The following is a 14,993-nucleotide window of genomic DNA, read 5'->3' on the forward strand; positions in this document are numbered from 1 at the left end:
AAAATAGCTCAGAAGGTGTAAACCTTATTCAGGACGAGACAGAGGCCATCAAAAAGGGAAGCATTAGCTTCCCTTTTTTATTTCGGAATCTACTCAACGCACCGGTAATTTGACTTTGAAATGTCCTTTCAGAACAAAGGTTTTATCCTCCTGCCCACGAATTTCAACAGCGACATTGAAGCTTCCACCCACTTTACCGTCCAGTTGTGGATCCAAAGTAACAGTGCCTGAGATCGCTTCAGAGATAGCACCATCAACTTTAATGCTCAACGAAACGTCAGACTCGCCGCCCACCGGGTAATTGGCTGAAGCAAGTGAGTCAGGAAGGGAAATAGTAATTTCCCTGACGGCAATAGTGACTCCCTGATGAGTTAGCCTAACAGGACGCTCTACGGCTACCAGTTGTGTGAGGTGGATTTCCTCACGGCTGATAAAAAAGCCGACGTCGCAATGAACTCCGGAAATTCATGAGTGCTGGAGGTACGAAAGTGTTCGCCGGGGGCGAAGCCAAGGGTTTTCACGATTAGATTCATGGGGAGGCTCTCCGATACTTTAAGTAGGGTATCCAAAGGCCATATACGTTGACCTTAATTCTGGATGAACAATAAAAGCGCCAATCAGGGTGGCTTGTAAACTGTAAGATCTAACAGTTTACAGTCGGTGCGAAGTGTGCTGGCAAGAGCGTCGAGTTATTGAAGTAACTGGCGCCGGATTATGGCGTTGACTTATAGAGTGATAATTGCGGTAGCCATACAGAAACGAGCAACAATAAACCCATGTTGTAGTTGAGAATTCTCTGTGCATTGGGGGCTTTCAACAGAACTCGGGAGCGGGCTCCCAGTACCGCCCAAGTGGAAAGGCAGGGCAAGGAGACCAAAAAGAAGGCGAGCGACAGTATCATCACATGCATCCATTTTTCCTGACCTTGGGCGGCAAACACACTGATCACCGCCAACGCCATCATCCAGCTCTTGGGGTTGATCAGTTGCAAACTGGCGGCGCCCTTGAAACCCAGTCGTTGTGATTGAGGAGGGCGGGACGATGGTTCATGGGCATTGACCGGCGCCCAAAAGATCTGCCAAGCCAAATAACTCAACCACGCGACGCCTGCCCACTGCATTGCGGTTTGCAGGTGGGGGTGGGCACTGAGAACGTGGCCAAGACCGCCGCCCACGGCCAACACGAGCAGCGCCGCACCGGTGGCAGGCCCCAAAAACGATCGGTAGCGCAGCCTTGAAACCATATCTGGCGCTATTGCTCAGCACCAGGATATTGGTCGGGCCGGGGGTGATGGACGCGACGAAAGCGAATGCCAAAAACGGCAACAAGCTGGAAAAAGTGGAAATCATAATCATGGACTCCTTGGACAGTCAGGAGCCGATCTTCACAAAGGCCAGGTCACGCGTCTGGAAGATTTGAGCAGCGCTTGCGGTACATCGCCGGGGTCAGCCCATAGGCGCGAACAAACCAGCGCCCCAGATGGCTTTGATCGGCAAACCCCAACTCCATCGCCACCGTCGCCGGTTGCAAGCCGCTGGCGAGCATGCGCCGGGCCTTGGACAGGCGCAGTTGTACCAGGTAAGCGTGTGGGGCCAACCCATAAGCTGCCTTGAAGGCGCGGGTCAGGCGAAAGCGATCTACGCCAGTGGCGGCGGCCAATTGATCGAGGCCGATATCGAGATGGGCGTTGGCATGCAAGTACTCCCGGGCTTTTTGCGCCACCAGCGGCAAGCGTGGATCTTCGCTGTAGCGGGTGCGCCAGTGCAGATGGCGGGTCAGGTGTTCGAGCAAACCGTCGAGGGCGGTCTGACGAACGATTTTCAGCTCGCCACCGTGCAAGGTCTGGAAGGCCAGGCTGGTGGCCTGGGCCAGTTGCGGGTCGGGGGTCAGGGTGTTGGCGAAACTCAGTTGGCTGTTGAGTGGGGCGTCTTCGAACAGCTCGCCCAATTCCCGTTCCAGCCATTGCGGGTCGAGGTACAGCATGCGGTAAGTGAAGCCGTCCTCGGTGGGCGCTTCACCGTCGTGGATGTCGCCCGGTTCCAGCAGAAACACCTTGCCCGGCGTGCTTTGATGCCTGGCCCGCCGGCAGTTGAATTGCTGTACGCCTTGCTCCGTCACGCCCACCAGATAACTGTCATGCCAGTGCGGGTCGTAGGCGTGGCCCTCGAAATGCGCGCGCAAGGTTTCGATGCCGGTGTCGGTGTCCTGGGCCAGGTCGATCCAGTTGTGCGAAGTCATGCTGCACCTGTGAGACGGTTTACCGACTTATTTAACGCCTGCAACCCGGTGGCTGCCTAGAACGTTTGTGCAGCCACTAACCGAACAGTCCCGCCGCGATGTTGATCGAAAACCCGAGAATCGCCGTGTTGAACACAAAACCGATCAGCGATTGCGCCAACACAATCTTGCGCATGGTTCGGGTGGCCACGCCCACATCCGCCGTCTGCACCGCGACGCCGATGGTGAACGAGAAGTACAGAAAGTCCCAGTAGTTGGGAGTGGTCAGGCCCTCGGCAAAACGCAGTGCCGGCTCCTTGCCGTCCCAGGTGTAGAACAGGCGGGCGTAGTGCACGCTGAAAATCACCCCGATCAGCAACCATGAACCAATGACCGTCGCCGCGGTAAAGGCGTAATGCAGCAGCTTGCGCGATGTTTCCAGGTCTTTGCTGCCGGCCAGTTCGAAGGTGATGGTCGCCAGGCTGGCAATCGCCGCAATGCTCACCATGAACAGCACCAGCCCGGCGTTTTCGTCTTCGATCTCCGCAAGGCGTTTGACGTCCGGTGCCTTGGCACGCGTGGCGAGCCAGACCATCAATACGAGGTAAGTCCAGACCCCGGCGTTCCAGCCGATGAGGATTTTGCTGATGATCGAATCGGCCGGAGCCAGAATGCCGACCGCGATGCCAAGTGTGGCAGCGGCGGTCAGGCGAGGGTGGGTGCGGGCGAGGAGGGGCATAAAGGCTCGATGGGTCAGTTGCTTTGCAACACCTTAGCGCAGGGCGATGCGCCGTGACCACAAGGCTGAAGCCAAGTGCCCTTGTAGGAGCGAGGCTTGCCCGCGAAAGCGGTGTGTCAGGCAACATCAATGCTGACTGACACGGCCTCTTCGCGGGCAAGCCTCGCTCCTACGGGGACTTAGGTGTCTTTATGGCGCTTGCCCACCAGTTTCATCACCACCACAAAAAACACGGGTACAAACAGCACCGCCAATGTAGCGGTAATCATCCCGCCGATCACTCCGGTGCCAATCGCTTGCTGGCTCGCGGAACTGGCCCCGGTGGCAATTGCCAGCGGCACCACGCCGAGGATGAACGCCAGTGAGGTCATCACAATCGGCCGCAACCGCAACCGCGCGGCTTGCAGCGTGGCGTCGATCAGGTCGTGGCCTTCGTCGTACAGGCTCTTGGCGAATTCGATGATCAGGATCGCGTTCTTCGCCGACAGGCCGATGATGGTAATCAGCCCGACCTTGAAGAACACATCGTTCGGCATCCCGCGTAACGTCACCGCCAGTACCGCACCGAGCACGCCGAGCGGCACCACCAGCAACACCGACGTCGGAATCGACCAGCTCTCATACAGCGCCGCCAGGCACAGGAACACGATCAGCAGCGACAAACCGAGCAGAATCGGCGCCTGACTGCCGGACAGACGTTCCTGCAACGACAGGCCGGTCCATTCCTGGCCCAACCCCGCCGGGCCTTGCGCCACCAGCCGTTCGATTTCCGCCATGGCTTCACCGGTGCTGTGGCCGGGTGCCGGCTCACCGGAAATACTGATGGCCGGGTAACCGTTGTAACGGGTCAGTTGCGCCGGGCCCTGTGTCCATTTGGCCTGGACGAAAGCCGACAGCGGCACCATTTTGCCGTCGTTGTTGCGCACGTGAATCTTCAGCAGGTCCGCGACCTGGCTGCGCTGATCACCTTCGGCCTGAACCACAACGCGCTGCATCCGTCCCTGATTGGGGAAGTCATTGATGTAGGCCGAACCGACCGCCGTGGACAGCACGCTGCCAATATCCGCAAAGGAAACCCCAAGCGCGTTCGCCTGCTTGCGGTCGACTTCCAGTTGCACCTGCGGCGCTTCGGCCAGGGCGCTTTCGCGCACGTTGGCCAGGATCGGACTTTTTCGGCCGCTGCCAGTAACTGACTGCGAGCCTGCATCAACGTGGCATGGCCGAGGCCGCCGCGATCCTGCAGGCGGAACTCGAAACCACTGGAGGTGCCGAGGCCGTTCACGGGTGGCGGCAGCACGGCAAAGGCCACGGCGTCCTTGATCTGGCTCAGGGCGATGTTGGCCCGGTCGGCAATCGAACTGGCCGAATCATTGCTGCTGCGCTGCGACCAGTCCTTCAACGTGGTAAACGCCAACGCCGCGTTCTGGCCGCTGCCGGAGAAGCTGAAACCGAGAATCACCGTGCTGTCGCCCACACCGGGTTCCGTGGCGTTATGCGCTTCGATCTGCTCCACCACCTTCACCGTACGATTTTTGCTTGCGCCTGGCGGCAGTTGAATATCGGTGATGGTGTAACCCTGGTCTTCCACCGGCAGGAACGAGGAGGGCAGGCGACTGAAGCAAACGCCCAGACCAATCAGCAGCACGCCGTAGATCAACAGATAACGCCCCGTGCGCTTCAACGCATAGGCGACCCAACCTTGATAACGCTCGGTCAGTTGTTCGAAGCGGCGGTTGAACCAGCCGAAGAAACCGCCCTTGGCATGGTGTTCACCCTTGGCAATCGGTTTGAGCAGGGTGGCGCAGAGTGCCGGGGTCAAGGTCAGGGCGAGGAACGCCGAGAACAGGATCGAGGTGGCCATCGACAGTGAGAACTGCTGGTAGATCACACCCACCGAACCCGGCATGAACGCCATCGGGATGAATACCGCCACCAGCACCAGAGTGATGCCGACGATGGCGCCGGTGATCTGCTTCATGGCCTTGCGCGTCGCCTCCTTGGGCGACAGGCCCTCGGTGACCATGATCCGCTCGACGTTCTCCACCACCACAATGGCGTCGTCCACCAGAATGCCGATGGCCAGTACCATGCCAAACATGGTCAGCACGTTGATCGAAAAACCCAGCGCGAGCATGGTCGCAAAGGTGCCCATCAACGCCACCGGCACCACCAGGGTCGGGATCAGCGTGTAACGGATGTTTTGCAAGAACAGGAACATCACCGCAAACACCAGCAACATTGCTTCGCCAAGGGTGTAGACCACTTTGGTGATCGAGACCTTGACGAACGGCGAGGTGTCGTACGGGATCTTGTATTCCACGCCTGCCGGGAAGTAGCGCGACAGTTCGTCCATTTTCGCCCGCACCAGCGTCGCGGTGCTCAGGGCGTTGGCGCCCGGTGCCAGCTGCACGCTGACGGCGGTCGACGGTTTGCCATTCAGGCGAGTGGAGAACTGATATTCCTGACTGCCGATTTCGACCCGTGCCACGTCACCGATGCGCACTGTGGAACCATCGGGGTTGGCCTTGAGCACGATGTCGGCGAACTCTTCAGGCGTCGACAACTGGCCTTTGACCAGGATGGTCGCGGTGATTTCCTGAGTGGTGCGGGCCGGCAGGTCGCCGATGCTGCCGGCCGACACCTGGGCGTTTTGCGCAACGACAGCGGCATTCACATCGGCGGGCGTGAGGTTGAAACCGATCAGCTTTTGCGGGTCGATCCAGATCCGCATGGCACGCTCGGCACCATACAATTGCGCCTTGCCGACGCCGTCCAGACGCTTGATCTCGTTCATCACGTTGCGCGCCAGATAATCGCTGAGCGCCACGTCGTTGAGCTTGCCGTCATTGGAGGTCAGGGTGATCAGCAGCAGGAAACCGGCGGAGACTTTCTCCACTTGCAGCCCTTGTTGCGTGACCGCTTGCGGCAGGCGCGATTCGACGATTTTCAGACGATTTTGCACATCCACTTGAGCCATCTCCGGGTCGGTGCCCGGTTGGAACGTTGCGGTGATGGTGGCGCTGCCAAGGCTGCTCTGGGACTCGAAATACAGCAGGTGATCAGCGCCGTTGAGTTCTTCTTCGATCAGGCTGACCACGCTCTCGTCCACGGTTTGCGCCGAAGCGCCCGGGTACACGGCGTAGATTTCAATTTGCGGCGGCGCGACCACCGGGTACTGCGCCACCGGCAACTGCGGAATGGCCAGGGCGCCGGCCAGCAGGATGAACAACGCGAGCACCCAGGCAAACACAGGGCGGTCGATAAAGAACTGCGGCATAAAAAAGCGTCCTGCTTACTGACCAGTCACCTGGGCAAGTGGAAGAGGGGTGTCGTCGATCTGGACTTTGTCACCGGGCTTGGCGTGTTGCAGGCCTTCGGTAACGATGCGGTCGCCCGGCTTGAGACCACCGATGACGATCCAACGATCGTTCTGCACCGCGCCCAGTTGCACCGGTTGCTGGCCGACACGCTGATTGGCGTCGAGCAGCAGCACCTGGGCAATCCCGGCGCTGTCACGCTGGATGGCCCGTTGCGGCACGCTGATGCCTTGCTGGTTCACGGCTTGTTCCAGTCGCACGCGAACAAAGCTGCCAGGCAGCAGGTCGAGGTCCGGGTTAGGGAACTCGCTGCGCAGGATGATCTGCCCGGTACCCGGATCGACGGTGATGTCAGCAAACAGCAGTTTGCCCGGCAGCGGGTAGAGGCTGCCGTCATCCTGAATCAGCGTGGCCTTGACCTGGTCCTGGCCGACCTGCTGCAACTGACCGGAACGGAAGGCCCGACGCAGGTCGTTGAGTTCCCGGGTCGATTGGGTCAGGTCGGCGTGAATCGGGTTCAGTTGCTGGATCAACGCCAGCGGGGTGGTTTCGTTCTGTCCGACCAACGCGCCTTCGGTGACCAGTGCCCGCCCGACGCGTCCGGAAATCGGCGCAGTTACGGTGGCATAACCGAGGTTCAGTTTGGCTCGCGCCACGGCTGCCTTGTTGGCGGCCACGTCAGCGGCGGTTTGCCGGGCATTGGCCCGGGCGTTGTCATAGTCCTGGCCACTGATGGCATTGCCTTCGATCAACTGTGAATAGCGCTGCTCTTGCAGTTTGGCCTGGAACGCATTGGCCTCGGCCTTGCGCAAAGAGGCTTCGGCGCTGTCGAGGTCAGCCTTGAAGGGTGCAGGGTCGATGCGGAACAGTACGTCGCCCTGTTTCACATCGCTGCCTTCACGGAAGGTGCGCTGCAACACAACGCCGGCCACCCGGGCGCGGACTTCGGCGATACGCGGCGCAGCAATCCGCCCGCTCAGTTCGCTGGTGATCGCCAGTGGCCGTGCTTCGATGGTTTCGATGCGCACGGTGGCCAGTGGTGCCGCTTCTTCAGCGGTCGAGGACTTGTCACAAGCGCTCAGTGTCAACGCCAGTGCAATCAGGCTGAGCGTGGCAAGCAGATTCTTTGACATGTGAATACCCCAATAATGACCCCCAGCATCCTACGGGGAGGCGACGAGAGTAGCGGTGAAGCTTTGTAGGCGCTGTGTGAAATTGTGTAAGGGTTTTACTCGCGGGTGCGTGAGGGCGTATATCCTTGGCGCCTTGATTTTTTTCAGCGACTGGCAGGCCGCCTTCGCGGGCAAGCCTCGCTCCTACAGGAGAATGTGATACCTCTGTAGGAGCGAGGCTTGCCCGCGAAGAGGCCCGAACAGTCGCCACCGCACTTTCTGGAAACACCCCATGCCCAACATCCTCCTGGTCGAAGACGACACCGCGCTCTCCGAATTGATCGCCAGCTACCTGGAACGCAACGGTTACTCCGTGAGCGTGATCAGCCGCGGTGACCATGTGCGCGAACGTGCCCGGGTCAATCCGCCGGACCTGGTGATCCTCGACTTGATGCTGCCCGGGCTTGATGGCCTGCAAGTCTGCCGGTTGCTGAGAGCCGACTCGGCGACCTTGCCGATCCTGATGCTCACCGCACGGGACGACAGCCACGATCAAGTGCTGGGCCTGGAAATGGGCGCCGACGATTACGTCACCAAACCCTGCGAGCCGCGGGTGTTGCTGGCACGGGTGCGCACCTTGTTGCGGCGCAGCAGCCTCGGCGAACCGCAGACCGCCAACGATCGCATCCTGATGGGCAACCTGTGCATCGACCTGTCCGAGCGCACCGTGACCTGGCGTGAACAACTGGTGGAGCTGTCCAGCGGTGAATACAACCTGTTGGTGGTGCTGGCCCGGCATGCCGGTGAAGTGCTGAGCCGCGACCAGATCCTGCAACGCCTGCGCGGTATCGAATTCAACGGTACGGATCGCTCGGTGGACGTGGCGATTTCCAAGCTGCGGCGCAAGTTCGATGATCACGCCGGCGAGGCCCGCAAGATCAAGACTGTGTGGGGCAAGGGTTACCTGTTCAGTCGCTCCGAGTGGGAATGCTGAATCGATGTTCAGAATCCTGTTTCGCCTGTATCTGGTAACGATCGTCTCGTACAGCGCGGCGATTTATCTGGTGCCGGATGTGGTGATCAAGCTGTTCCATGAGCGCTTTGTCTCCTACAACCTCGACTATTCCCGTGGCTTGCAGACGTTGATCGTCAAGCAGTTCCACGCCGTGCCAGTTGAACAGTGGCCAGCCTTGGCCGCCGAAATGGACAAGGAATTCCAGCCGCTGCAAATCGTGCTGGCCCGCAATGACGATGCGGATTTCACCCTTGATGAGCAGGAGCGTTTGCAGCGCGGCGAGAACATCGTGCGTATTGGCGATTGGGGTTGGCGGACCTTGGCGGTCGCACCGCTGAACGAGCAGGCGGTGGTGCAAATGGTGGTGCCGCCGGATCCGATGGACGTCAATTTGTTGTACTGGAGCATCAACGTGCTGATCGGCGCGACGATGCTCGCGTGCCTGCTGCTGTGGCTGCGCCCGCACTGGCGCGACCTCGAACGTCTGAAAGGCACCGCCGAACGCTTTGGTAAAGGCCACTTGAGCGAGCGCACCCAGATATCCAAAAACTCAAACATCGGCAGCCTGGCCAACGTATTCGACACCATGGCCGGTGACATTGAAAACCTGCTCAACCAGCAGCGGGACTTGCTCAACGCGGTGTCCCACGAACTGCGCACGCCGCTGACACGGCTGGACTTCGGCCTGGCCCTGGCGTTGTCCGATGACATGCCGGCGCCAAGCCGCGAACGCCTGCAAGGGTTGGTCGCGCACATTCGTGAACTGGATGAATTGGTGCTGGAGCTGCTGTCCTATAGCCGCTTGCAGAATCCGGCGCGCTTGCCGGAGCAGGTTGAAGTGTCGCTGGATGAGTTTATCGACAGCATTTTGGGCAGTGTCGATGAAGAGTTGGAATCACCGGACATCGTCATCGACGTGCTGCTGCATGGTCAGCTCGAGCGCTTCACCCTCGACCCACGCCTGACCGCGCGCGCCCTGCAAAACCTGCTGCGCAATGCGATGCGCTACTGCGAAAAGCGCATTCAGATTGGCGTGCAAGTGTGCCCCAAAGGCTGCGAGATCTGGGTCGATGATGACGGGATCGGCATTCCGGAAGATGAGCGGGAGCGGATTTTCGAACCGTTTTATCGGTTGGATCGCAGCCGGGATCGCGCCACTGGAGGCTTCGGTCTCGGGCTGGCGATCAGTCGCCGGGCGCTGGAAGCGCAGGGCGGGACGTTGACGGTTGAAGCGTCGCCGCTGGGTGGGGCTCGGTTTCGCCTGTGGTTGCCGACACCGGCCTGAATCCAGAGTCCACTCTGAACTGTGGGCCACAACGCTGCCCCTGTGGCGAGGGAGCTTGCTCCCGCCGGGCTGCGAAGCGGCCCCAATTCCAGCGAATACCGTGTCTCCTGACACACCGCATTCAAAGGTTTTGCGACTGCTGCGCAGCCGAGCGGGAGCAAGCTCCCTCGCCACAGGGATCAGGTCTCACCCCAAAATTTCATTCGCTGAAATTAGTTTCACCCCGGCCACCTGCATCCGCTCAATCGCCGCAGCCAGCGACCCATCGAGATCAATCGCCCGGCATGCATCCAGCACTACAAACGCATTGAACCCGGCCGCTCGTGCATCGAGCGCCGAAAACATCACGCAGAAATCCAGCGCCAGCCCAACCAGATAAACCGTGTCGATCCCACGTTCCTTCAAGTAGCCGGCCAGCCCGGTGGTGGTCGTGCGATCGGCTTCGAGGAACGCGGAGTAACTGTCGATATCCGGATTGCAGCCTTTGCGAATGATCAGTTGCGCATGTGGCAAATCCAGATCGGCGTGCAAATCGGCACCGGGTGTACCCCGTACGCAATGAACCGGCCACAGCGTCTGCTCACCGTAGGGCAACTGAATGACGTCGTAGGGCTTGCGACCCGGATGGCTGGGGGCAAACGAGGCATGCCCCGCCGGGTGCCAGTCCTGAGCAATGATCACCTGACTGAACTGCCCACCGAGGCGATTGATCAATGGCACGATCAAGTCGCCTTCGGGCACCGCAAGTTGGCCGCCGGGGATGAAGTCGTTCTGTACGTCGATCACCAGCAGGGCTGTACGCGAAGCGTGGAGAGATGGATGTGGCATGGGGTGATTCCTCCTTGGAAGTCAGTCGATAGGATAGTGACGATTTGCGTTATGCGCTCAGCCGACTTCTCAAAACCTTGGCGATGTCCTCAAGGTCCGCCATCGAGTTGTGCCCGATCAACATCCACGCGTGTTCCGTGTCAGCCCAGTAGACAACGTTCATGTTGTGTCTACGTTCCTGGGCAAAATGCCGGCTGCCACTGTTGGAACGGGTGACGCACAGCGCCATCGGGCCGTGGGCCGGGTCCAGATAGGTGATTTGCGCGATGGGCACGCCGTCGTATTCGAGAATTTGTGCACGCTTGAAATCCAGGCGCGGCAGGGTCAGTTGCGCCGGCGCCAGGTTCAGGCCCAGACGGGCGTCGATGGTGCGCAGTTGGGCACGCTGGGTTGCCTCGTCGGTGGGCAAGTGCTCCAGGGTTTGCGGTACATAGAGCGACATATAGTCAGCCACCAGCCCGCGCCAGTTGGTTTTTTGCTGACTCAACTGCCAACCGAGGAACAACCGGTCCGCCAGCACACCGCTCACTACAAGGCCAGCCGCTGCGGCCAGAAACCAGCGCCGACTAAGTGCCGGGCGGGCAGGGCTGGGCAAGGTGTCGAGCATGGCGTGCAAGCGATCCATTGGCGCTTGCTGACCCAATTCGTCGTAAGCATCCTTGAACGGCAGGCTGCTGCGGGCCAGCCATTGCAGGCGCAGGTTGAGCGCCGGGTCTTCGTTAATGGCGGCGTTGATGCGGGTGCGCTGTTCAGTGTCGAGTTGGTCGTCGAGGTAGGCCACCAACTGTTCATCCGAAAGGATCGTCGGGCGTAGGGGGTCGGTCATCGACGTTCTCCAGAGGTAGAACTCGGTACAGCGTGCAGGGGTGGGTACTCCGCAAGTTTCAGGCGGGCGGTAGCCAGTCGGCTCATGACGGTGCCGATCGGCACTTGCAGCACCTCGGCCACTTCGCGGTAGGACAGGCCTTCGACGTAGGCCAGGTACACCGTTTCGCGTTGGGTTTCGGGCAAGGCATCGACGCGCCGGATGACCTGCGCGGCCAGCACATGGGTTTGCGCCGCGTGCTCGCCGTCGAACGACAGCGCCTCGTCGGCATTCACCAAGCCCTGGCCCAGGCGCACACGGCGGGCGCGCACTTCATTGAGCCAGATCGAGTGCAAGATACTCAGCAGCCAGCGGTCCATGCGCGTACCGGGCACAAACTGCCCGGCCCGTTCGAGCGCCCGTACGCAGGTGGCTTGCACCAGGTCTTCGGCCACATGCCGTTGTCGGGACAGCAGCAAGCCGTAACGCCATAAACGCGCCAGATGCTGGCCCAACTCTGCTCTAAATGCCTGATCGCTGGCGATGGCGACCTCCGTCCGTTCGGTGTCAGGTTTTCGATGAATCGTTGATGGCTTCGGCCAGGTCCTGGTATTCCTCGCAGGTGCTGCCGCAGATCGACTTGATGTGCTGCAACTGCTCCTGGGCCAGGTCGATACGACCTTTGATCACATAAGCCTCGCCGAGGTATTCGCGTACTCGCGCATACTGCGGGTCGAGTTTGACCGATTGCAGGTAATAGCCGATGCCTTCGTCGGTGCGGCCTAGTTTACGCGTGGCGTAGCCGCGATAGTTCAGTGCCTTGGCGGTGTTGGGATTTTTAAGCGTATCGAGCAGGGCCAGGGCTTCTTCGTAGCGACCGTCCTTGGCCAGGCGATAGGCGTAGTCCACCCGGTCGTTATCCGGCACCAGGCTGCTGGTTTGCAGCACACACTTGTTCGATTTGCTGTCGAACACCTGGCCTTTGGGGCAATTGGGCTTGGCGGGTGCGGCGTCGTCACCGTGGGCGAACACCAGCGTGCTGGACAGCGCTGCGACCAACAGCAGCGGGGTGGCGAAAACAGCGAAACGGATATTCATGGGCGAAACTCCATTCAAAAAACAGAATTCAAGGGTAGGCATCCATAGAACACCCGGCCTCGGTGTTTTATTCGTTTCAGATCGAATCGCTTCCCGGCAGCATCCGGCGCAGTGTGCCGTCGCGCAGGCCGTAATGGTGAACCAGCGCCATCACCGCATGCAGCCCGGCCAGAATCACAAGGGCCCAAGCCACCTGTTCATGCAGGCCACCGAACACCGACTTCATACTCTTATCGAACGTCATCAGGGTTGGGACATCGAACAGCCCAAAGAAGTTGAACGGTTCGGCCTGAGCCCAACGAAACAGGAAACCCAGCACGATCTGACTCAACAGCAGCAGATACAACGCCAGATGCGCGGTTTTCGCCGCAATATTCATCAGGCCTTGATTGAGCGCAGGCAAACGCCGGCCTCGGGACAGGCGCCAGAGCAGCCGACCGATGACAATCACCGCCAGCAGGATGCCGCAGGAAATGTGCACCGACTGCAACCCCTTGCGCAGGGGCGTGCCTTTGGCCAATTGGTCCCAGATTTGCGAACTGGCGAACAGGAAAATCACCAACACGGCGGTCAGCCAGTGCAGGCTCATGGTCAGGCGGTCGTATCGAGTTGGCGGGTTGTTCAGGGTAGTCATGGGCAATCCTCTAAGGCGATGGCAGGTGAACACCGCTGTATGAACAATTATTCATTTCTTTGTGAAGGTCTTTGCAGGGAAAGCATTAAGCCAGACGCTATGCTCGACAGCATTGATGTGTATCGGGAGAACTGTGATGAGAGAACACATTCACCATGCTGCCGCCGATGGCTATAAAACCGGCGCCGACACCTACGTGCGTGGCCGCCCGGATTATCCACCGCAAGTGGCCGATTGGCTAACGGGCACCTTGGGTCTGGATGACGACAAAACCGTGATTGACCTCGGCGCCGGCACCGGCAAGTTCACCGGGCGGCTGGTGGCCACAGGCGCACAGGTAATTGCCGTGGAACCGGTGCCGCAGATGCTGGAGAAGTTGTCCGCCGCTTATCCGCAAGTGCTGGCCGTCAGTGGCACGGCCACCGATTTGCCGCTGCCGGACGCCTCGGTGGATGTGGTGGTTTGCGCCCAGGCGTTTCACTGGTTTGCGAGCCCGGCAGCGCTGACCGAAATTGCCCGGGTGCTCAAGCCGGGCGGCAGGTTGGGCCTGGTGTGGAACCTGCGCGATACCCGGGTGAGTTGGGTGCCAAAACTGGATTCGATCGTCAATGCGCTGGAAGGTGATACCCCGCGCTATTACACCGGTGCGTGGCGGTTGGCGTTTCCGCACAAGGCGTTTGGGCCGTTGCAGGCTCAGCATTTCGCTCATGGGCACACGGGCTCGCCCGAGGATGTGATTTTCAATCGGGTGAGATCGACCAGTTTTATTGCTGCGTTGCCGCAAGCGCAGCGGGACAGGGTGGATGCGCAGATTAGGGCGTTGATTGACGGCGAGCCGGAGTTGCGCGGCAAGGACGTCATCACCGTGCCGTATGTGACAGCAGCATTTGTGGCGGTGAAGGGCAGTTAGATCAGCGTTGCGGCCAATCGCGAGCAAGCTCGCTCCCATAGGAGATCAATGGCGTTCATAAATCCCCTGTGGGAGCGAGCTTGCTCGCGATGAGGCCCGACCGGCCACCACACATCCCAGGTCAGTCCCGCATTTGGCCGAACCACTGCCTTACTCCCCCGTGATGCCTTGTTATAGTTCGGGCTTCATTTCTGCCCGGTAAAGGATCACTGCCATGTCTCAGTACACCGCGTTCACCGTCGAACTCGCTGACAAAATCGCCCATGTGCAGATCAACCGCCCGGACAAGATCAACGCGATGAACGCGGCGTTCTGGAGCGAGATCATCGAGATCTTCCAGTGGATCGACGACACCGACGAAGTGCGGGTCGTTGTGCTCAGCGGCGCCGGCAAACACTTTTCCTCAGGCATCGACCTGATGATGCTGGCCGGCGTAGCCAACGAGCTGGGCAAGGACGTCGGCCGCAACGCGCGCCTGCTGCGCCGCAAGATCCTCGCCCTGCAAGCCTCCTTCAACGCCGTCGACAATTGCCGCAAACCAGTGCTCGCGGCGATCCAGGGTTACTGCCTGGGCGGCGCCATCGACCTGATCGCCGCTTGCGACATGCGTTACGCCGCTGAAGACGCGCAATTCTCGATCAAGGAAATCGACATCGGCATGGCCGCCGACGTTGGCACCTTGCAACGCTTGCCGCGGATCATCGGTGACGGCATGCTGCGTGAACTGGCTTACACTGGTCGCCAGTTTGGTGCCGAGGAAGCGCACGGCATGGGCCTGGTCAATCGCGTCTACAGCGATGCTTCCAGCCTGCTCGACGGCGTGATGGGCATTGCCCGCGAGATCGCCAGCAAGTCGCCGATTGCGATTACCGGCACCAAAGAGATGATCAGCTACATGCGCGACCATCGTATCGACGACGGCCTCGAATACGTCGCCACCTGGAACGCCGCCATGCTGCAATCCACCGATTTGCGCGTGGCCATGGCCGCCCATATGAGCAAACAGAAACCCGAATTTCTGGACTGATGAAAA

The 14,993-nt window shown here is 59.9% G+C and carries 13 protein-coding genes and 2 pseudogenes; 4 read left to right on the forward strand and 11 right to left on the reverse strand.

Annotated features, from left to right (window positions below; translation table 11 throughout):
• Positions 1 to 93: 93 nt before the first annotated feature.
• The 6 genes and pseudogenes from RHM58_RS24655 to RHM58_RS24680 form a co-directional block, all read right to left on the reverse strand.
• On the reverse strand, positions 94 to 270 hold the full coding sequence (locus tag RHM58_RS24655) for a hypothetical protein (RefSeq protein WP_322268421.1): 177 nt from the start codon (positions 268 to 270) through the stop codon (positions 94 to 96).
• 442 nt (positions 271 to 712) lie between these two features.
• A pseudogene (locus RHM58_RS24660) lies at positions 713 to 1,349 on the reverse strand (LysE family translocator).
• Between the two features lie 49 nt (positions 1,350 to 1,398).
• The gene (locus RHM58_RS24665) at positions 1,399 to 2,238 is read right to left on the reverse strand and encodes an AraC family transcriptional regulator (protein WP_322268422.1); all 840 of its coding nucleotides are present in this window, start codon (positions 2,236 to 2,238) and stop codon (positions 1,399 to 1,401) included.
• Positions 2,239 to 2,314: 76 nt separating this feature from the next.
• Complete coding sequence (locus RHM58_RS24670) at positions 2,315 to 2,956, reverse strand: DUF1345 domain-containing protein (protein ID WP_201255419.1); 642 nt, start codon at positions 2,954 to 2,956, stop codon at positions 2,315 to 2,317.
• 179 nt (positions 2,957 to 3,135) lie between these two features.
• Positions 3,136 to 6,233 (reverse strand): annotated as a pseudogene (locus tag RHM58_RS24675) (multidrug efflux RND transporter permease subunit).
• Positions 6,234 to 6,248: 15 nt separating this feature from the next.
• A complete protein-coding gene (locus tag RHM58_RS24680; RefSeq protein ID WP_322268423.1) occupies positions 6,249 to 7,406 on the reverse strand; it encodes an efflux RND transporter periplasmic adaptor subunit in 1,158 nt (385 codons plus the stop codon).
• Between the two features lie 271 nt (positions 7,407 to 7,677).
• Here RHM58_RS24680 and RHM58_RS24685 point away from each other — a divergent pair, with 271 nt between their 5' ends.
• Complete coding sequence (locus RHM58_RS24685; protein WP_027923024.1) at positions 7,678 to 8,379, forward strand: response regulator transcription factor; 702 nt, start codon at positions 7,678 to 7,680, stop codon at positions 8,377 to 8,379.
• 4 nt (positions 8,380 to 8,383) lie between these two features.
• Positions 8,384 to 9,685: an ATP-binding protein gene (locus tag RHM58_RS24690; protein ID WP_201255420.1), complete on the forward strand. Its 1,302-nt coding sequence runs from the start codon at positions 8,384 to 8,386 to the stop codon at positions 9,683 to 9,685.
• A gap of 186 nt (positions 9,686 to 9,871) precedes the next feature.
• Here RHM58_RS24690 and pncA read toward each other — a convergent pair whose 3' ends face one another.
• From pncA to RHM58_RS24715, 5 genes are all read right to left on the reverse strand, one after another.
• Positions 9,872 to 10,513 carry a bifunctional nicotinamidase/pyrazinamidase gene (pncA, locus tag RHM58_RS24695; RefSeq protein ID WP_322268424.1) on the reverse strand — a complete coding sequence of 214 codons (642 nt, stop codon included), beginning with the start codon at positions 10,511 to 10,513 and terminating at the stop codon, positions 9,872 to 9,874.
• A gap of 49 nt (positions 10,514 to 10,562) precedes the next feature.
• On the reverse strand, positions 10,563 to 11,339 hold the full coding sequence (locus RHM58_RS24700) for an anti-sigma factor family protein (RefSeq protein ID WP_201255422.1): 777 nt from the start codon (positions 11,337 to 11,339) through the stop codon (positions 10,563 to 10,565).
• Positions 11,336 to 11,833 (reverse strand): RNA polymerase sigma factor, encoded by a 498-nt coding sequence (locus RHM58_RS24705; RefSeq protein ID WP_201255423.1) that lies wholly within the window; start codon positions 11,831 to 11,833, stop codon positions 11,336 to 11,338. The genes RHM58_RS24700 and RHM58_RS24705 overlap by 4 nt, the downstream gene beginning before the upstream one ends.
• A gap of 52 nt (positions 11,834 to 11,885) precedes the next feature.
• The gene (locus tag RHM58_RS24710; RefSeq protein ID WP_322268425.1) at positions 11,886 to 12,416 is read right to left on the reverse strand and encodes a tetratricopeptide repeat protein; all 531 of its coding nucleotides are present in this window, start codon (positions 12,414 to 12,416) and stop codon (positions 11,886 to 11,888) included.
• A 76-nt stretch (positions 12,417 to 12,492) separates the two neighbouring features.
• Positions 12,493 to 13,050: a cytochrome b gene (locus RHM58_RS24715; RefSeq protein ID WP_322268426.1), complete on the reverse strand. Its 558-nt coding sequence runs from the start codon at positions 13,048 to 13,050 to the stop codon at positions 12,493 to 12,495.
• Between the two features lie 136 nt (positions 13,051 to 13,186).
• On the opposite strand from RHM58_RS24715, the gene RHM58_RS24720 reads away from it, so the two are divergent.
• Both RHM58_RS24720 and RHM58_RS24725 read left to right on the forward strand, forming a co-directional pair.
• Complete coding sequence (locus RHM58_RS24720) at positions 13,187 to 13,960, forward strand: class I SAM-dependent methyltransferase (protein WP_322268427.1); 774 nt, start codon at positions 13,187 to 13,189, stop codon at positions 13,958 to 13,960.
• Positions 13,961 to 14,174: 214 nt separating this feature from the next.
• Positions 14,175 to 14,987 (forward strand): crotonase/enoyl-CoA hydratase family protein, encoded by an 813-nt coding sequence (locus RHM58_RS24725; protein ID WP_201203768.1) that lies wholly within the window; start codon positions 14,175 to 14,177, stop codon positions 14,985 to 14,987.
• Positions 14,988 to 14,993: the final 6 nt, after the last annotated feature.

It is taken from the genome of Pseudomonas sp. 10S4, assembly GCF_034344865.1.
Lineage (GTDB): Bacteria > Pseudomonadota > Gammaproteobacteria > Pseudomonadales > Pseudomonadaceae > Aquipseudomonas.

Bases quoted from the DNA above. Each gene is read 5' to 3' on its own strand.
- RHM58_RS24715 (WP_322268426.1), bottom strand. From the start codon at position 13,050: ATGACTACCCTGAACAACCCGCCAACTCGATACGACCGCCTGACCATG.
- RHM58_RS24720 (WP_322268427.1), top strand. From the start codon at position 13,187: ATGAGAGAACACATTCACCATGCTGCCGCCGATGGCTATAAAACCGGC.
- RHM58_RS24700 (WP_201255422.1), bottom strand. From the start codon at position 11,339: ATGACCGACCCCCTACGCCCGACGATCCTTTCGGATGAACAGTTGGTG.
- RHM58_RS24710 (WP_322268425.1), bottom strand. From the start codon at position 12,416: ATGAATATCCGTTTCGCTGTTTTCGCCACCCCGCTGCTGTTGGTCGCA.
- RHM58_RS24685 (WP_027923024.1), top strand. From the start codon at position 7,678: ATGCCCAACATCCTCCTGGTCGAAGACGACACCGCGCTCTCCGAATTG.
- pncA (WP_322268424.1), bottom strand. From the start codon at position 10,513: ATGCCACATCCATCTCTCCACGCTTCGCGTACAGCCCTGCTGGTGATC.
- RHM58_RS24680 (WP_322268423.1), bottom strand. From the start codon at position 7,406: ATGTCAAAGAATCTGCTTGCCACGCTCAGCCTGATTGCACTGGCGTTG.
- RHM58_RS24690 (WP_201255420.1), top strand. From the start codon at position 8,384: ATGTTCAGAATCCTGTTTCGCCTGTATCTGGTAACGATCGTCTCGTAC.
- RHM58_RS24725 (WP_201203768.1), top strand. From the start codon at position 14,175: ATGTCTCAGTACACCGCGTTCACCGTCGAACTCGCTGACAAAATCGCC.
- RHM58_RS24665 (WP_322268422.1), bottom strand. From the start codon at position 2,238: ATGACTTCGCACAACTGGATCGACCTGGCCCAGGACACCGACACCGGC.
- RHM58_RS24670 (WP_201255419.1), bottom strand. From the start codon at position 2,956: ATGCCCCTCCTCGCCCGCACCCACCCTCGCCTGACCGCCGCTGCCACA.